This window comes from Desulfosporosinus sp. I2 (genome assembly GCF_000960765.1).
Taxonomy (GTDB): Bacteria; Bacillota; Desulfitobacteriia; order Desulfitobacteriales; family Desulfitobacteriaceae; genus Desulfosporosinus.
The window spans coordinates 1-17988 of the sequence record NZ_JYNH01000097.1 but is presented as its reverse complement, the minus strand read 5'-3'; the positions used below and the strand labels follow the sequence as shown (position 1 = coordinate 17988).

General features: G+C 40.0%; 17 protein-coding genes and 2 pseudogenes. 16 read left to right on the top strand and 3 right to left on the bottom strand.

The annotated features are described in order from the left end of the window. From UF75_RS29240 to UF75_RS18025, 9 genes and pseudogenes are all read left to right on the top strand, one after another. Positions 1–274 (top strand): annotated as a pseudogene (locus UF75_RS29240) (UDP-N-acetylglucosamine--LPS N-acetylglucosamine transferase); the annotation flags it as partial. A gap of 88 nt (positions 275–362) precedes the next feature. Continuing rightward, positions 363–584 (top strand): hypothetical protein, encoded by a 222-nt coding sequence (locus UF75_RS18060; RefSeq protein ID WP_045575968.1) that lies wholly within the window; start codon positions 363–365, stop codon positions 582–584. A gap of 300 nt (positions 585–884) precedes the next feature. Then, entirely contained in the window at positions 885–1577 is a 693-nt protein-coding gene (locus UF75_RS18055; protein WP_045575967.1) for a response regulator transcription factor, read from the top strand. A gap of 107 nt (positions 1578–1684) precedes the next feature. After that, positions 1685–2548 carry a phosphate ABC transporter substrate-binding protein gene (locus UF75_RS18050; RefSeq protein ID WP_045575966.1) on the top strand — a complete coding sequence of 288 codons (864 nt, stop codon included), beginning with the start codon at positions 1685–1687 and terminating at the stop codon, positions 2546–2548. Positions 2549–2868: 320 nt separating this feature from the next. Next, positions 2869–3750: a phosphate ABC transporter permease subunit PstC gene (gene pstC, locus UF75_RS18045; protein WP_045575965.1), complete on the top strand. Its 882-nt coding sequence runs from the start codon at positions 2869–2871 to the stop codon at positions 3748–3750. Beyond that, the gene (gene pstA / locus UF75_RS18040; protein ID WP_045575964.1) at positions 3747–4592 is read left to right on the top strand and encodes a phosphate ABC transporter permease PstA; all 846 of its coding nucleotides are present in this window, start codon (positions 3747–3749) and stop codon (positions 4590–4592) included. Before pstC ends, pstA begins: the two co-directional genes overlap by 4 nt. A 32-nt stretch (positions 4593–4624) precedes the next feature. After that, complete coding sequence (pstB, locus tag UF75_RS18035; protein WP_045575963.1) at positions 4625–5377, top strand: phosphate ABC transporter ATP-binding protein PstB; 753 nt, start codon at positions 4625–4627, stop codon at positions 5375–5377. A 97-nt stretch (positions 5378–5474) separates the two neighbouring features. After that, positions 5475–6134, top strand: a complete 660-nt coding sequence (gene phoU / locus UF75_RS18030) for a phosphate signaling complex protein PhoU (protein WP_156146502.1) — start codon at positions 5475–5477, stop codon at positions 6132–6134. A gap of 184 nt (positions 6135–6318) precedes the next feature. Beyond that, positions 6319–6912, top strand: coding sequence for a 4Fe-4S dicluster domain-containing protein (locus UF75_RS18025; protein WP_045575961.1), 594 nt, complete (start codon positions 6319–6321; stop codon positions 6910–6912). 7 nt (positions 6913–6919) lie between these two features. Here the strand turns inward: UF75_RS18025 and UF75_RS18020 are convergent, their stop codons facing one another. Next, positions 6920–7639 (bottom strand): Crp/Fnr family transcriptional regulator, encoded by a 720-nt coding sequence (locus UF75_RS18020; RefSeq protein ID WP_045575960.1) that lies wholly within the window; start codon positions 7637–7639, stop codon positions 6920–6922. Positions 7640–8691: 1052 nt separating this feature from the next. Between UF75_RS18020 and UF75_RS18015 the strand changes: the two genes are divergently transcribed. The 6 genes and pseudogenes from UF75_RS18015 (at position 8692) to UF75_RS17990 (ending at position 16616) form a co-directional block, all read left to right on the top strand. Further along, entirely contained in the window at positions 8692–9465 is a 774-nt protein-coding gene (locus tag UF75_RS18015) for an electron transfer flavoprotein subunit beta/FixA family protein (protein ID WP_045575959.1), read from the top strand. Between the two features lie 14 nt (positions 9466–9479). Continuing rightward, positions 9480–10469: an electron transfer flavoprotein subunit alpha/FixB family protein gene (locus UF75_RS18010; protein ID WP_045575958.1), complete on the top strand. Its 990-nt coding sequence runs from the start codon at positions 9480–9482 to the stop codon at positions 10467–10469. A 61-nt stretch (positions 10470–10530) separates the two neighbouring features. After that, a pseudogene (locus tag UF75_RS31090) lies at positions 10531–12574 on the top strand (heterodisulfide reductase-related iron-sulfur binding cluster). Positions 12575–13078: 504 nt separating this feature from the next. Then, on the top strand, positions 13079–14089 hold the full coding sequence (gap, locus tag UF75_RS18000) for a type I glyceraldehyde-3-phosphate dehydrogenase (RefSeq protein WP_045575957.1): 1011 nt from the start codon (positions 13079–13081) through the stop codon (positions 14087–14089). Positions 14090–14107: 18 nt separating this feature from the next. Beyond that, positions 14108–15841: a pyruvate kinase gene (gene pyk, locus UF75_RS17995; RefSeq protein ID WP_045575956.1), complete on the top strand. Its 1734-nt coding sequence runs from the start codon at positions 14108–14110 to the stop codon at positions 15839–15841. Between the two features lie 22 nt (positions 15842–15863). Next, positions 15864–16616, top strand: coding sequence for a DeoR/GlpR family DNA-binding transcription regulator (locus tag UF75_RS17990; protein WP_045575955.1), 753 nt, complete (start codon positions 15864–15866; stop codon positions 16614–16616). Between the two features lie 60 nt (positions 16617–16676). On the opposite strand, the gene UF75_RS17985 is transcribed toward UF75_RS17990, so the two are convergent. Further along, entirely contained in the window at positions 16677–16964 is a 288-nt protein-coding gene (locus UF75_RS17985; RefSeq protein WP_045575954.1) for a hypothetical protein, read from the bottom strand. A gap of 97 nt (positions 16965–17061) precedes the next feature. Beyond that, positions 17062–17256 (bottom strand): DUF896 domain-containing protein, encoded by a 195-nt coding sequence (locus tag UF75_RS17980; RefSeq protein ID WP_045575953.1) that lies wholly within the window; start codon positions 17254–17256, stop codon positions 17062–17064. A 285-nt stretch (positions 17257–17541) separates the two neighbouring features. Between UF75_RS17980 and UF75_RS17975 the strand changes: the two genes are divergently transcribed. After that, positions 17542–17967, top strand: coding sequence for a thioesterase family protein (locus UF75_RS17975; protein WP_045575952.1), 426 nt, complete (start codon positions 17542–17544; stop codon positions 17965–17967). Positions 17968–17988 lie beyond the last annotated feature (21 nt).

The window sequence follows — 17988 nt, the reverse complement described above, 5'->3', positions numbered from 1 at the left end:
TTTAACAAAGCACTTGCCACTTGTAATCTTCAAGCCGATCCCCGGGCAAGAAGTTGAAAATGCACAGTTTGTGCAACGCGTTGGCGCAGGGCAGGTTGCAGGGAGTGAAGAGGAATTGGAACAACTTCTAAAGCGCTGCTTAAGCTATCCCGAGAATATTGAAAGAATGCAGGAAAAAGCAGCGGTCGCTTTACCAGGCCCCTCCACAGAACAGGTTGTGGAGGCTTTGCTGCAATTAGTGTCGGATTTGAGAATGAAGCAGAAAACTGGATAATCAGCGACATAATACAATTCATTTAAAGCGTCCGATTCATATTCATTTTCTAAAATGAATGGTTATTTGGTAAAAAGGAGGCTGGATAATGACCCCACAATATAAATATTACGTATTGAATACCAAAGAGGCTACGTACTATCTTGAAGTATCAAGTTTTAAATTTAAAAAACTAATTAAGGAAGGGCAATTAACTCCGCAGACTTGGATTATTCGTAGCGGAAAAGAGGTGCATTTTTTTGACCCTGTGGAGCTGACTAAAGTTAAGAAGATGCTGATTAAAGAAGGGTATCACTATCAATACGCTTAGGAATTTAAAATTAATATTGTTGGGGGCATGTTAATGTCAAATGAAATGGAAATAGTGGATAAAGATGATCGAAAAAGGATATGACTTCCAATCTAAAACAATATTTTATACAGATCAGGCGTTGGTATTGGCGAGCTGTTATCCAGAAAAATGAGGATGTCTTGATTGATCAATCATAATATATAACAATAAATTTACATTCCGTTCATACAGACTTTACATACAACAATTATGATATAGGTAGTTGTTCATTTTGAATTAAAATCGTAAGGGAGGGCCTTTATTGGGGGGAGTTATGGTGTGACCAAAATTTTACTCGTAGAGAACGAGGTCCAAATTCAAGAACTAGTCCGGGTTAACTTAGAAAGAGATGGGTATAATGTAATAACCGCCTTAAACGGTGAGCAAGGGTTAGAACTCACTAGGAGAGATAAACCAGACATTATTATTATTAATCAAACTCTACCACTTATTAATGGATTTGAAGTTATTAAAACACTGCGTGCTCAGAAGGATACCCATGATGTTCCAATTATAATTCTAAGTCACAGCGATGATGTCATGGACAAAATAATCGGACTTGAACTCGGCGCCGATGACTACTTATCTAAGCCTTTTAGTCCGAGAGAATTGTCTGCAAGGATAAAGGCTAGACTTAGAGAGATTCAACGTAAAATTGATATTGAAGATAGTCCACTTAGATGGGCGGGATTGGAAATTGAGAAAGAAAGCTATACTGTTACCCTAGCTAAACAGCCTTTAAATTTAACCGCGAAGGAATTCGAATTGCTTGTTCTCTTTGTTACCAATCCTTACCAAGTATTCAGTCGAGAATATCTAATTCAAAAAGTCTGGGGTGACCTTTCCAGCTCAGGTACTAGAGCACTTGATGTCCATATCAGTCATTTGCGCAATAAATTGAAATCTATAGGACCCGTTCTCGACTCGGTACGTGGAGTTGGGTACACGTTTACACACCGAGAAAAATACTGAAATTTAACTTAAACTTTACATTGAGTTCATTGAGACTTTACAATCTTCCAGTATAATCATTTTGTGTTAAGGAATTTGAACATAGGAAATTTAAGGAGGAAACGAAATTGTTTAAATCAAAATCGAAAATTGCTCTTTTAAGTACTACCCTGATTTCTTTGCTAGTTCTGGTAGGATGCGGTCAAACAGCAGCACCGACAAATTCTTCAGCTACATCAAGTGCTGACAAGAAAACGATTTCTGCTGCAGGTTCAACAGCACTTCAACCCCTGGTTAAATTAGCTGCCGATGAGTTTATGAGCAAAAATGCAGGTGTTCAGGTGAACTTAAGCGGTGGAGGTTCGTTTACCGGGTTAAACAATGTCGCTAGTGGTTCTGTGGATGTTGGAAACTCAGATGTGGTTGTTACGGATGAACTGAAAGACAAAGGCTTGGTGGATCACCAAGTTGCAGTAGCGCCCTTCCTCATCATTACTAATAAAGATGTCACAGTTGACAATTTGACCAAAGCTCAACTTTCGGATATCTTTACAGGGAAAATAACAAACTGGAAAGATGTTGGTGGTAAGGACGCCACGATATCCATTATCGGCCGTGCAAAATCATCCGGATCCCGTGCCACGATCAGCAAAATTATAATGGATGGTAAAGACTTTACAGATAAAGCTGCCGCTCAAGATTCTACAGGAAACTTAATCACAGGTGTGGCTCAAACTCCAGGCGCTATTGGTTATATCGATGCTGCATACCTAAAAGACACTGTTAAGGCTTTAAAGTACAATAGCGTTGCATACAGTGTGGATGCAGTTACTAGCGGTCAGTATCCTATTTATGCCTATGAACACATGTACACTAAAGGAGAACCTACTGGAACGGTAAAACTCTTCTTAGACTATGTCTTAAGTAAGGAATTCCAAGATAAGAATGTTGAAAAGACAGGATTTATAGCCATTAGTAAGATGAAGAAATAAGATAAAACTAAGAGAACCATCATTTTCAAATCGCTGATTCCTAGTCTGACTCGACTGATATATCGATCTACAGAATTAGGAGCAAGATATCTCTTGCTCCTAATTCTGTATGCTCAACCTGAAATGGTAAAACTAAAACTAGACCTAGAATGATTATTCATAATATGGGTGTGTCTTTTGTAATATTAACCTAAACTTTACATTCCCTTAATCGATAATTTACATAAATGAGTTAGACTTATCACAAGCAAAGCAAAATGATTTAGAGTATTAATGATCGTTATAATCTAAAATTTAGAACGATTTGGAGGTGTAACAGGTTGCCTCACCGTAAGTCCTGGGTATATTTCAATGACCGTTTGTCGCGTTATCTATTTATTAGTAGCGCTGTGTTGGTCTCATTGATCATCGTTTGTATAATTTGGTTTGTAGGAATGCAGGGTTTATCCACATTTCGAGAAGTCAGCATCTTTGAATTCTTTACAAGTAGCAAATGGAGTCCGGACTCTGGCCAGTTTGGAGCACTGTCATTTATAGCTGGTTCGATTGGTACGACACTAATAGCAATATTACTTGGAGGACCAATTGGACTGGCAGGGGCAGTGTTTTTAGCGGAGATGGCACCCCCATGGGTACGGGCAATTATGCGTCCAGCTACGGATCTTTTTGCAGGGATTCCATCTGTAGTCTACGGATACGTAGGGATTACGGTTGTTGTTGGTTTGACACGCAAACTCACGAACTCACCAACTGGCTATGGTATGTTAGCTGCAGGGATCGTATTAGCCATTATGATTTTGCCAACCGTGATAAGTCTTTCGGAAGATGCTTTACGCGCTTTGCCAGGGACCTATAAAGAAGCTTCGCTAGCCTTAGGGGCAACACGCTGGCAAACCATACGCAGGGTCCTTGTACCAGCGGCATCCCCCGGAATTTTAACAGCGATCATTTTAGCGATGGCTAGGGCAATCGGTGAAACTATGGCAGTGCAAATGGTTATCGGCAATTCACCCCGTTTTCCAAGTTCCCTAGTGAGTCCAACCTCAACGTTAACGAGTAACATCGTTATGGAAATGGGGAACACACCGTTTGGATCAACGTGGAACAATGCCTTGTTTTTAATGGCTTTCATACTGTTGATCATTGCCCTTGTTATGATTATTCTAGTCCGTACAGCCTCAAGAAAGGGGGCGAGCCATTGAAAGCTCGTCAAGCCGATCGTTTTGCCACTATGATGCTCTGGGGTGTGGCCGTACTTATTTTATCCTTATTAGTGGCATTTTTGATTCAGATTTTAGGACGGGGCCTACCCTTTCTTACTAGTGACTTCTTTAATGGACCTGATGGTGTAAGAGGTCAATTGTTTAACTCTTTCTATATTCTATTTCTTTCGCTAGTCTTTTCAATGCCTGTTGGATTAGGCGCAGGGATATACATGTCAGAATACGCCCCTAAAACCAAATTAACTGACATAATTCGTTTAAGTACGGAAAGCCTTGCCACTGTACCTTCAATCGTCTTCGGACTCTTTGGAATGATCGTTTTTGTGAACATGCTTGGTTTAGGATTCACCATTTTAGGGGGCGCAGCCACTCTGGCGTTACTGAATCTACCTATCTTAGTACGCGTGACAGAAGAGTCCCTACAAGCGGTTCCAAGAAGTTATCGGGAGGCAAGCTTAGCCTTAGGGGCTACGATGTGGCAAACAATCCGTAAGGTTATTTTGCCAACGGCTCTGCCAGGGTTAATTACGGGTATAACACTGGTTGCTGGTAGGGCATTAGGCGAGACGGCTATCTTGATTTTCACGGCTGGAATGAATGTCTCTCGTAAATTATTTGATATTAATCCTTTTGCTGCTGGTGAGACATTAGCCGTTCATCTATTTGCAGCTAAGTCAAATCCTTTGCCAGGGACAAACGCTGATCAAATTGCTGACGGAACCGCTGCCTTACTCATCATTATGGTTATAGTCTTTAACCTTTTTCTAACAATACCTAGTCGTTGGTTGCAAAAACGACTCTTGGGAAAAAATAAGGTGTAGTACCCAATAAGTGTGTTTAAGGAGAAATGGAAATGGATAAGATCGTGGTCAGTAACCTCGACCTTTATTACAGTGAGCAACAGGCCTTAAAAAATATTAACTTGGCAATGAAGGAAAGAAGCGTAACTGCCCTCATTGGTCCCTCTGGATGTGGTAAGTCTACCTTTCTGCGTTCTCTTAACCGAATGCAAGATTTAATACCGAATGTGAAGATTTCAGGAAAAATCAGGATTGATGGAGAGGATATTTACGCGGCAGATACTGATGTTGTGCTACTTCGTAAACGCGTAGGAATGGTTTTCCAAAATCCAAATCCGTTTCCAAAATCTGTTTTTGAGAACGTAGCTTATGGTCCTAATATTCACGGAGAAACGGATAAGAAACGATTAAATGAAATTGTCGAGACAAGTCTTAAAGATGCAGCATTATGGAATGAGGTAAAAGATCGATTACACAAATCTGCTTTGGGACTTTCTGGAGGTCAGCAACAGCGGCTCTGTATTGCTCGTCTTTTGGCAGTAGAACCAGAAATATTATTAATGGATGAACCGACATCAGCGCTTGATCCCATTTCTACAATGAAAATTGAAGAACTAATTGCAGAATTAAAAAATAAGTACACTATCATTATCGTAACGCATAATATGCATCAAGCATCTCGAGTCTCAGACAGAACGGCATTCTTTTTAAGTGGAGATCTAATTGAAGAAGATGTAACGAGTATTCTCTTTACCCGTCCCAGTATGAAAAAGACTGAAGATTATATTTCCGGACGATTCGGTTAAAGAGCATGTTGACTATTTTTTCTGATATAATACTAATTAGTTTAATTTATTTTATGTTTGAGTATTAAGACCTCTAGAAATGAGAGGGGGGCTAAGATTGCCAACTCGCCAAAAATTTGATAGTGATTTAGAGGAACTGCGCTTAAATATATTAGACCTCGGTAATATGGTAGACCAACAAATTAATCTGGCTGTTGGTTCCTTATTAAACCAGGATATAGAATTAGCTAATTCTATTGTCGTTAAAGACCTTGTCGTCAACGATTTGCAGGCAGTTATTGAGGAAAAATGCATCCTTCTTATTGCGACACAGCAGCCTTTTGCTCGTGATTTAAGAAAGCTTGTGGCTGGTTTTAAAATTTCTATGTACCTAGAAAGAATGGGCGATTTATCGGTTGACCTTGCAAAATTAACGATTAGAATAGGCCAAGAAGCCTTCATTAAACCGCTCATAGACATCCCCCGAATGAGCGCTTTAGTACATGATATGCTCAGTCTTGGACTTAAAGCATACGTTCAAGATGATTGTCAAACAGCAGCCCAGATGTCGTTGATCGATGATGAAATCGATCAAATATATTCTCAAGTATTTGGAGAATTACGAACAATTATGATGGAGAATCCCAATAAGGTGACTCAAGCCAATTACCTGCTTTTTGCGAGTCGATTTTTAGAGCGTTTGGGGGATTATTGTACAAATATTGCGGAAGAAATAGTCTACATTTGTACAGGGAAGAGAGTGAATCTCAACGAATAACTCCATTATCGGAAGAATTTAAAAAAGCAAATCACTAGCAGGGCATCCTAGTGATTTGCTTTTTTTATATATTTGTACCATTGTTTGACAATGTGATTAAAACCACAGTTTATGACAATAATTTCTGTTAAACTACCTCCAAATGGTACGTGTAAAAGGATTATTAATCGTGGGGGAATCATAGATGCAACAGCAAGGATTTCAACTAGGACATTGCCGTCCGAATTGCCCTAAATTAGCTCGTGACTGGAACTCGCTTTATTGGGTGCTAAGCAAGAAGCTTAATGAACTGAACTTATTTGAGAGCCTTGAAGATAAGTTCCGCCCGGTTCTTCATCACCATCTTCCGAAGGTAAGTTTAGCTGGTTGCCCCAATGGATGTTCTCATCCGAATATCAAAGACTTTGGAATTTCAGGATATTTGACCCCTAAAGTTACCAATATTCCTTGTTCAGGGTGTAAAACTTGTATTACTTCCTGCTTAGAAAAGGCTATTTCTTGGCAATCAAACGGGATAACGATCGATCACACTCTCTGCCTCTCCTGTGGGAATTGTCAAACCGTGTGTCCTACAGGTACGTTAACCTCTGGAGAAAGTGGTTGGACCTTGCGTCTTGGAGGGAGAATTGGCCGCCACCCACAATTTGCGAGGTTAGCGGGGCAAGTCACGACAGATCAAGAAGTAGTTGATTGGGTCACTGAAACGATGTTGAAATATATAAAAGAGGGTGGACCTCAAGAACGATTAACTCATTTCCTTGAACGGCAAGAACCTTAATTAACCCTTAGTCTAAAGAAGAACGTGTACGGCTGGCCCGTTCATGAATCCAATCGCGTAAACTTTCAAGATCGAGAACGGTAATATTTTTTTTCTCAATTTTAATAATAGCCTCATCCTTTAACTCGCCCAATATACGACTAACTGACTCACGGGCAAGGCTACACATTCCTGCGAGCTCCGTAGCGGACAGGGAAACGGCAATTAAGGTTCCATTTGAAGATGATTTTCCATGGACATGAGCTAAAGCATATAGCTTAGCTCCTAAACGTAAACGCGCATCGCCAAGAGACAGATTTCGAATTTGTCGATATGAACGGCGTAAATCTAAAGCAAGTTCCCGGTAGAATACCCACAGTACGGAAGGATTGCTTTCAATAAAACGAGTTAAAGTTTTCCGATCTATGGCCAATACGTCTGTCTCCTCGATACAAAGAGCTGCGTGAGGATAAGGTTTTCCATCCAGAACAACTTCAGGGAAAAAAGCTGGAGGGCTAAGAATACGAATAATTTTCTCTGAAAACTCACTCATTAAGTACAACCGAATTCGACCTGTAACTAAAAAAAATACCGTATTGCCTTCATCGCCGGAAAAATAAAGATACTGTTTAGGGGCATAATGACGAATCCGACCATGAGCTAGGCAAAAATTAATAAATTCAGTGGGCATGTTACCGGAAAAAAGTTTAGCTTCAATAATTTCGCGAACTTGCTGTTCTTTTAACATGTAAACCCTCCGTTCAAGCATACTAGTGTTTTTAGATTTGATTTAAAACGCTTAGCTTGTTGAGTGCGAATCTGTGACAAGAATATTATAACATGCTCCGTGTAAAATATAGTCTACCATATTTAAGTTACGAATCTTGTCAGCATTAAGCATATCAAATGATCGATGAGGAAATATTAATTCTAGTTCGATTATGATCTTGACTCGAAAGGTGGATGAAAAATTTGGGGGCCCATAAGAAAGTTTCACGAGCTAAATCATCGGTTACAGTAAGAGATCCTCATTTCCAAGAATTTGATACTCATAAAGAACGAAATATTCAAAAACCAATTTCTCACAAAAATCCTTAAAATGGGTATTTTAAAACAAACTCTTTTTTGGTACAAGTCTAAAAGTAACTCTTTCCGAAATAGAAATTTGACATCTTACAATCCGTAATTATTATGACTGAATTAATAGTTTGATTACAAGGTAAAGTTTCAAAATTTCTAGCACCTCCACTTCTTGTAGTGCGGGTGCTATGTTAATTTCTGGTGGTCAAGCCAGTCATAGGCTAGCACGTGTTTCGAGTTCAATGTGACTGTGTAACCTTGCGAATGATTCTTTGATTCGTTGTACCAGCACAATAGAAGCATTATATGATATATTAATTATTGTCATATTGACTTATTGCAACCTCAGTGCTAGTCTTAATAAGTGAGAAGAATAAGCTTGTAATAGTTTGTGCAAATAGTTACGTTTGCAAATGCGGGTTATGTATTTGTGTTATAATTGGATACGTATTACTTGTACATGTGAAACAAATCTTATTTCTTTTCTAGTTGACCAGTGATTCTGCTGGAGAATTTTACTTTTATGTGTCTAGCCAGAGTCTATAAAAAAGTACTGGAAAATAATTCCTTCTCACTCTTTAATGGGGGTGTTATGAAAAAAGTAGCAAGATGTATAGTTTATGTAGTCAACTCGTCGGTCTAAATGCATAGGTAAAATTGAAGGCTTTTATTTTTAAATTACAATTAAGAGTAATATTGTTGCAGTAAGGGGGAAACAGTGTGAATATTGTCGTCTTCATCAAACAAACATTTGATACTGAGGCTAAAATCGTACTAGATGCTAACGGTCAAATCGATGCCAATGGGGTTAATTTGATTATTAACCCGTACGATGAATATGCCATCGAAGAAGGAATCAGACTGAAAGAAAAGTTTGGTGGCGAAGTAACCGTAGTAACTATGGGCGGCGCACGTGCCCAAGAAGCAATCCGCACCGCTTTAGCGATGGGGATAGATAAAGGCGTATTGATTAGTGATCCTGCCTTAGAAAATACGGATGAATGTGCTAAAGCAGAAATTCTCGCTAAAGCGATTTCCCAAATCCCTTATGATGTCATCTTAGTAGGAAGAATTGCTATCGACGATGGTGCAAGTCAAATTGCTGTTCGTTTAGCAGAAGCATTGAAGATACCTTCCGTCAGCAGTGTCCTTAAACTTGAAGTTGCTGGAACTCAAGCGACTGCTACCCGTGAAATTGATGGTGGAACAGAGTTAATTGAAGTTAGCTTTCCAGCTGTAATTACGGCTCAAAAAGGTCTGAATGACCCTCGTTATCCGTCTGTTGCAGGAATTATGAAAGCCAAGAAAAAACCTTTACAAACTTTGACCCTTGCAGATCTTGGGTTAAACGCTGGAGATTTGTCGTTAAAAATGAACGTAGATAAATACACTTTACCTAACGCTCGCCAAGGTGGGCGAAAAATTGCCGGGGATGCTGCACAAGCTGCCAATGAATTAGCACGACTCTTGCGTGAAGAAGCTAAGGTTCTGTAAAGGGAGGAATTAACATGGCTAAAGGAATTTGGATTATCGTCGAACAACGCAACTTGCAAATTCGTAAAGTTTCATTAGAACTACTCAGCCAAGGACGAAAAATTGCGGATCAAACTGGCGAACCCTTAGTAGCCGTAGTTCTTGGACAAGGTATTGATGGACTTGCTCAGACTCTTGCCGAAGGCGGAGCAGACAAAGTTATCTTAGTTGATGATGCAAAGTTAGCGGATTACACAACAGGTGCTTACACCTCTGTTCTTAATAAGCTCATTTCTAAGGATGAACCAACAGCAGTCTTAATGGGTAATACTGCTGTTGGTAAGGATCTTGCTCCTCGTCTTGCTCAACGTTTAGGTGTCGGTTTAGCATCTGATTGCACGGGTATGGAAATTGATGCAACTAACTTCTTAAGTTTTAAACGTCCAATTTATGCAGGTAAAGCTTTCGCACATCTCTCCTCAAATGTTCGACCCATTCTGGCGACAATTCGTCCTAATACCTTTGCTGTAGAAGCACCTGTAGCTGGACGGCAGGCTGAAGTCAGCAAAGAAGCAGCAGAAATTGATGCTTCTGACTTAGTTGCTATTCTCAAGGAAGTTGCCATCGCAGCTTCTAAACGTCCTGAGCTTACAGAGGCTAATGTCATTGTATCTGGTGGGCGTGGAATGAAGGGTCCTGAAAATTATAACATCCTCGAAGATCTCGCTGATGTTATCGGAGCAGCGGTTGGAGCATCACGCGCTGCTGTAGATTCTGGCTGGAAAGAACACAAGTTCCAAGTTGGACAAACTGGAAAAACTGTCGCGCCTACGCTTTATATTGCTTGCGGAATTTCTGGTGCAATTCAACACCTTGCTGGTATGGGCTCTTCAAAATTCATTGTAGCTATTAACAAAGATCCAGAAGCTAACATTTTTAATGTTGCTGATTACGGTATTGTTGGAGACCTTTTTGAAGTAGTTCCCTTGTTAACAGAAGAGTTTAAGAAACTGGTTAATGAATAAAAAATTATTAGTGAAGCGCCTTTTAAAGGCGCTTCACTAATAAAGGTAAGGAGAGGGAAGAATGGCAACACGTCAAGTGTATTGGAACATTGAAGGAGAGCATTGGCTTTACTTGTTCTTTATCGTTGCACTTATAATCTTTGGCTACGGTGTGTATAAACGAGTTCAGCTCTGGAAATTAGGGCAACCCGAAAATCGTTGGAAAGATATCGGAGCAGGGATAAAGGACGTTTTAGTTTATACCTTTGCCCACAAACGAATATTAAAAGACGCGTATCCAGGATTAATGCATGCAACTATTTTCTTTGGATTTATATTTTTAGCCTTTGCAACCGCCATCATAACCCTTCAAGCAGATTTTTCACTACAGATCTTTCACGGTTGGCTTTATCTTTTCATTAAAGTTACTGCTAACTTGTTTGGGCTTTTAGCTCTAATTGGAATTCTTATCGCCGCTTACCGTCGCTATATCCAAAGACCTGATCGCTTAGACAATAAAGCGGACGATGCAATTACCCTTGCGTTACTGTTCACTATTTTATTGACGGGTTTTGTCATCCAAGGAGCACGTATTGCTGTTATACCCGATCCTTGGGCAGGCTATGCCTTTGTTGGACAGTGGATGTCTATTCCTCTTAAAGCAATGTTCAATGAAGCACAACTCTTGTCATTACACGTATTCCTCTGGTGGTTCCATCTTGCTCTCGCGATGACTTTTATAGCCTATTTCCCATACTCCAAACTTTTCCACATCTTGCTTGGGCCACTTAACCAATTCTTCCGCAAACGTGGACCAATCGGCATACCAGAACCAATTGATTTTGAAGATGAGAGTCTTGAGACCTTCGGAAAAACGTCAGTTGCGAGAATTTTCTTGGAAAACATTATTCAACACGGATGCCTGCTTACGTTGTGGTCGGTGCCAGGATAACTGTCCTGCCTACTTGAGTGGAAAGCACTTAACCCCAAAAGGGATCATTCAGGATATGCGTGTTCTTATGGAAGAAACCGGTGAGGCTCTTAAAGCTGAGAAAAAACTCTCGGCAGGGGTTGCTGGTCAGGAAGCTGCCGCAGCTAGTGAGTCAGATGAGTCCGAAGGATGGACTGGCAGAGCCCTGATTGGAGAAGTGATTTCTGAAGAAGACATATGGGCATGCACAACATGTCGCTCGTGTGAACAACAATGTCCAGTTTTTGTGGAACATGTCGACAAAACCATCGATATGCGTCGTAACCTCGTTCTAATGGAAACTCGCTTCCCTGGAGAAGCTCAACTAGCCTTCAAGAACATGGAAAACAACGGTAATCCTTGGGGCATTGGCTGGAGTACTCGTGCCGATTTCCTCACAGGTCTCGGAGTTAAGACCTACGAAGAGGACCCAGAAGTGGAATATTTATATTGGCCTGGTTGTTCTGGTGCCTTTGATGCTCGCAATCAAAAAGTATCCGCAGCCTTGGTCAAATTACTTCAAGCTGCTGGCGTTCGCTTTGCAATTTTAGGTAATGAAGAAAAATGTTGCGGTGACTCTGCTCGTAAGCTTGGAAACGAATATTTATTCTATTCCTTAGCCACTGAAAATATTGAAGTGATGAAGGGATATGGAGTAAAGAAAATCATTACTCAATGCCCTCACTGCTACAATTTCTTAAAAAATGAGTATCCTCAATTGGGCGGAGATTTTGAAGTAATACACCATACCGTGTTCCTGTTAGATCTAGTTAAATCTGGTAAGTTGAAACTCTCTCGTGGAGACAATAAGTCAGTCACCTACCATGATTCTTGTTATTTAGGCCGCTATAATGAAATTTACGATCAACCTCGTGAATTGCTTAAAGCTGTTGGCTTAGAAATTAAAGAAATGAAGCACACGGGCGAAAAGAGTTTTTGTTGCGGTGCAGGTGGCGGAAGAATGTGGCTTGAAGAAAATGAAGGGCAACGCATTAATGAGATGCGAACAGATGAGGCAATCGCTGTGAAAACAGATTATGTCAGTACTGCCTGTCCGTTCTGTCTTACAATGATCGTCGATGGAATTGCGGCTCGTGAAGCTGGAGAACAGCTTAAGGCATTAGATATTGCCGAGATTTTGGAAAAGTCACTGTAATTTATAAGACTCTAAGACCAACTGATGATCAAATCAGTTGGTCTTTTCGGTGTACGCCCAGCATGGCGATTATAATCAGCCCCAAGTTTCCTAGTTTAACATCGTTTAAGATTCAGGTGGGGTAAAAATCTCACTTGTGAAAGATAGTGTTTATACTTCTAGAAAGATTAATTTCTAGAACTTTTTGGTAATTGAAGAAAAATTTAAATCCGTGCTTGAAAGGATCTTTGCCTACGAGGAAAAACCAGCTATTGCAGTTGAGCTTAAGTGTTCAACGCCCAAACTTATAACCTAAAAGAGAATAGCTTTTTTCAAAACTTGCAGAGCGTTGCTTTGCAAGTTTTATTATAATTTAGGGAATCATAATCTATATTAAACAATATTTTTGTGTATCTAAACATTTTCTAAGCAGGATTTTGTTTATTTGCACAGAATAGTGTTTATAGTAAGCATTTAATGCATAACCGGATAATATAAGCCGGATTATATGAGGAGGTCATAATAATGAGTTTAAAAGTAGCTATTAATGGTTTCGGTAGAATTGGTCGACTTACACTACGGGCAGCACTAAAGCAATCTCTTCCTTTTGAAGTGGTAGCCATTAATGATTTAGGAAGTCCAGATTTACTAGCCCATTTGTTCAAGTACGATTCAGTTCATGGAATTCTTCCGAATTCAGTAGAAATCGATGGACGGACTATGATCATCGATGGTAAGCGCATCGAAATTTTAGCAGAAAGAAATCCCCAAGATTTACCTTGGAGTAAACTTGGCGTCGATATCGTAATCGAATCAACCGGACGTTTTACAAAACGTGAGGCTGCTGCTCAACATCTTACAGCCGGAGCCAAAAAGGTTATTATATCTGCTCCTGCAAAAAATGAAGATATTACGATTGTCCTTGGAGTCAATGAAAGCAAATATGATCCCAAAATGCACCATATCATTTCGAATGCCTCCTGTACTACAAACTGCCTTGCACCCGTTGCCAAAGTCTTACTTGATTCTTTTGGAATTGAACAAGGGATGATGACGACCACTCACTCAGTCACCAATGACCAACGTATTTTAGACCTTGAACATTCAGATTGGCGCCGGTCCAGAGCTGCATACCAATCCATGATACCAACGACCACAGGTGCAGCTAAAGCAGTTACCCTTGTTCTGCCTGAATTAGAAGGTAAAATGAATGGATTGGCCGTTCGGGTTCCAACCCCTAATGTTTCCTTAGTTGACTTTGTAGCAAACTTGTCTAAGCCAACAACCAAAGAAGAAGTCAATGCAGCTTTACGTCAAGCTGCTGCGGGACCTTTAAAAGGAATCCTAGAATTTTGTGAATTACCGCTAGTTTCGATTGATTTTAATGGTAATCCTGCCAGTTCAATCGTTGATGGATTATCAACGATGATGATGGGTGACCGAATGGTTAAGGTGTTAGCTTGGTATGATAATGAAACGGGCTACTCAAATCGCATTGTCGATTTAGTGAAGCTTATTGTAAATAAAGGCTTGTAGGCTTGGAGGTAATGCACCATGAGGAGAACTAAAATTGTCTGTACTATTGGTCCGGCAAGTGAGTCTAACGAAAAGGTTCATGCTCTTTTAGACGCTGGAATGGATGTTGCACGTCTGAACTTTTCACACGGAACCCATGAAGAACATGGACGTAGAATCGCGATTTTGAAACAGGAAGCTGCTAAATTCGGAAAGCATCTCGGCATTCTTCTCGACACCAAAGGGCCGGAAGTACGCACGGGCAAAGTTCCTGAGGGTGGTATTACGCTTGAAAACGGAACAGAATTTTCTCTAGATACAGACCTCAGTCTAGGGGATCAGCATCGTGTTGGAATTACTTATACCGATTTGTGGAGGAAAATTAGCCAAGGAACTCATATCCTCATAGATGATGGACAAATCGATTTGGAAGTCACATCGATTGAACAGGGAATTATTCGAACCATTGTTCGAAATGGCGGAATTTTGAAATCCCAAAAAGGTGTAAATGCTCCAGGTGCACTGATTGATTTACCTGCAGTTACAGAAAGAGATATTGAAGATATCCGCTTTGGAATCTCCCAAGGGATTGATTTTATAGCGGCCTCCTTTACACGGAAGGCAGTTAATATTTTAGATGTCCGCAGGATCGTTGAGGAAATGGACGCCAATGTGCACATCATTGCTAAGATTGAAAGTCAAGAAGGGATCAATAATCTAGATGCAATCCTTGAAGTTGCTGATGGACTCATGGTTGCACGAGGAGATCTCGGGGTTGAAATACCGGTTGAAGAAGTTCCTATTCGACAGAAAGAAATGATCCGTAAGTGTAATTTACTTGGCAAACCAGTTATTGTGGCAACACAGATGTTAGACTCGATGATCCGTCAACCGAGGCCGACGAGGGCTGAGGCTAGCGATGTTGCTAATGCGATTTTAGATGGTACTGATGCCATTATGTTGTCTGGCGAAACAGCAGCAGGACTTTTTCCAGTTGAAGCAGTTCATATGATGGATAAAATAGCCAAGAGGACTGAACAGATCGGTTCAAATCGTCAAGCTTCAAGACAAGCTCAAAAAAACGTTGCCGAAGCCATCAGTTTTGCAAGCTATACTATCGCAAATGACCTCCTTGCCGCAGCCATTCTTACCCCCACTCACTCAGGGCTAACAGCACGAATGATCTCGAAGTACCGCCCGCGCGCATTAATCGTTGCAGCGACTCCCTTTGACACAACAGCACGACAATTAGCATTGCAATGGGGTGTACAACCCCTGATTGTCCCACAAAGTGCTGGTACAGATGAAATGTTGTCTGTTGCTGTGAATACGTCTTTAAATAAAAACTTAATTAATGCCGGTGATGTTGTCGTTATCACGGCGGGTGTTCCAATCGGTAAAGTAGGTTCGACCAATATGATTAAAGTTCAAATTATGGGCAATATTTTGGCCAAAGGAACAGGTATTGGTCGTAAGTCTTATTCCGGGATCGCACGTAAAGTTTCAAACCCTGAGAAGGACGATTTCGCAGAGGGCGATATTCTAATTGCAGAGACCACTGATGCCAGATTTGTTCCGTTAATTGCTCGAGCTGGGGCTTTAGTCGTTGTTGAGGGCGGTTTGACATCCCATGCAGCTATTGCGGCCTTGCAATATGGGATTCCGGCAATTGTTGGCGCTAGAGACGCTTTTTCCAAGATAAGCAATGGTCAGATTTTAACGGTCGATGCTTTAACTGGAATGATGTATGAAGGCTCAATTAGTATTCTCTAAGAATAGTGAGAGGAGGGAATTCGTGAGTTCTGAAAGGCAGGATGAGATTCATTTCTTACTCCAGGAACATGGGAATTTGACCGTTATAGAATTAGCCCAGCGGTTTAAAGTATCTGAAATGACTATTCGTCGAGATCTCAAGAACCTTGCTGCGTTGGGTTTAATTCAACGTGAACATGGACGAGCGATTTATCCTCCAATTACCCCAATGGATACTTTGTTAATGATGAGTATGGGAGAAGCCGAACGAGAAAAGGCTAAAATAGGTCAATTAGCAGCAACCTTAGTTAATAAAGAGGATTCCATTATTTTAGATGCAGGTACAACGACTTTAGCTGTTGCCCACGCTTTACACACCAAATGCACTGTGATTACCAACTCTATACCCATTGCTAGTGTACTTGGTAATCGCGAACAGATTACAGTTCATATGACAGGCGGAGAAGTTAGAACAAATACCTTTGCCTTGGTTGGCCCCATGGCCAGGTCCTTTTTGAAGGGCTTGAACGCCGATAAATTATTTTTGGGAGCAACAGGGGTAAACATCGAGCGAGGATTATCGACTTCCAATATGTTGGAATCTGAAGTCAAACAAGCGATGCTTAACGTAGCTAAAGAAGTTATTCTTGTTGCGCATAGTGCCAAGATAGGACAAGTATGTTTTCACACCTTTGCTCTTTGGGATAGTGTTCATACACTTGTCACAGACTCTGGACTATCAAACGCAAATATGGAAGCGCTTAATAGCCAAGGGGTTAAAGTTTTACTTGCCTAGCGTTGAGCTTTAAAGACCCCTACTTTTTATTAGTGGGGGTCTTTAAATGCCGTATCAATATTATTTGGGGAGATTTAGTGTATCGTTAATAGGTCTCTTCAGGCTTTGGAGGGGATGATCATAATTACCGGTATTCGTCATTTGATTGTCAATTGTATCTTTATCGATGGTACTATGTTCTCGATCATTAAAAACGTCAATCAATCCTGCACCTTCTAATTCGCTTGCAATTTCGAAGAGTGATTCTCGTTTGTTACGAGGCAATTGATTGACAAACCGATTAATTTTTACCGGGGGAACAAGATTCCGGAATTTTATCCCTCCATACTTCATTATACGTTCAGGCAAAAGGATCTCCTCCTTTAATAATAATAAGACTACTAATCTGAAGACTATTATTTGCCTAATGGTCTAAACAAATACATTTTCTTTAACGGGATTAAATTTATTGTACTGGCGAATCCTCCGCTACTTTCACATTACTCAAGGTATCTTTGACTTGTTCTCGAATAAATGATAAGTATTCCTGACGTAATGCTTCCTGTTCAGCGCGCTCCCACTCTTCTAAACGAGTGGAGCGTTTCTTTTTTGATAGCTCGTTGATACGCTCAATAATTATATTAATGGGTGAAGAACTCAAGTTAAAAATCCCCTTTCATCTAACTTAATTAATGAAATTCTATTATTTTGACATTATAACATACAGCTAAAATAATTAACAAATTAATTCCTATCTCACAATAAGAATGCTATAATATTCAAGTCTACGAGTAAGTGTGTTTAATAAACTTACATTATATTTATACTTCTGGATAACATTTGCTAAGATTCAGATGGGGTAAAATTCTACCTGAATCAAGACTATTGTTGATATATTGTTATTTAATAAATTATTTCAAACGAAAAACGCAGGAGGATTTTTTTGATGGGATTGTTTTCAACAACAAATTTAAGAGTTCGTTATGCAGAAACAGATCAAATGGGAATTGTTTATCATTCAAATTACCTTATTTGGTTTGAGGTTGGAAGATCTGAACTGTTTAGAGAATTAGATCTTCCCTATACTAAATTTGAAGAACAGGGTTTAGGATTAGCTGTTGTTGAGGCCAGTTGTCGATACCGTAAACCCACACACTATGACGATAATTTAACTATATTTACTGAGATAGAAGAGATGACTTCTAGAAAGGTTACGTTTTCATATCGGGTTTTCCGTGAAGAAATACTCTTAGCAGAAGGTAAGACTATCCATGTCTTTATAAATAAAGAAGGCCGCTCTACAGATGTCCGTAATTATTCCATATGGCAACAATTACAACCGGTTTTGGAAAAACAACAAGCAGAAATTTGAGCAAAAGATATTGTATTCCTC

Coding starts and splice junctions, on each gene's coding strand:
- gap (WP_045575957.1), top strand. CDS start 13,079: ATGAGTTTAAAAGTAGCTATTAATGGTTTCGGTAGAATTGGTCGACTT.
- UF75_RS18060 (WP_045575968.1), top strand. CDS start 363: ATGACCCCACAATATAAATATTACGTATTGAATACCAAAGAGGCTACG.
- UF75_RS18010 (WP_045575958.1), top strand. CDS start 9,480: ATGGCTAAAGGAATTTGGATTATCGTCGAACAACGCAACTTGCAAATT.
- pyk (WP_045575956.1), top strand. CDS start 14,108: ATGAGGAGAACTAAAATTGTCTGTACTATTGGTCCGGCAAGTGAGTCT.
- UF75_RS17975 (WP_045575952.1), top strand. CDS start 17,542: ATGGGATTGTTTTCAACAACAAATTTAAGAGTTCGTTATGCAGAAACA.
- pstB (WP_045575963.1), top strand. CDS start 4,625: ATGGATAAGATCGTGGTCAGTAACCTCGACCTTTATTACAGTGAGCAA.
- UF75_RS18020 (WP_045575960.1), bottom strand. CDS start 7,639: ATGTTAAAAGAACAGCAAGTTCGCGAAATTATTGAAGCTAAACTTTTT.
- UF75_RS18025 (WP_045575961.1), top strand. CDS start 6,319: ATGCAACAGCAAGGATTTCAACTAGGACATTGCCGTCCGAATTGCCCT.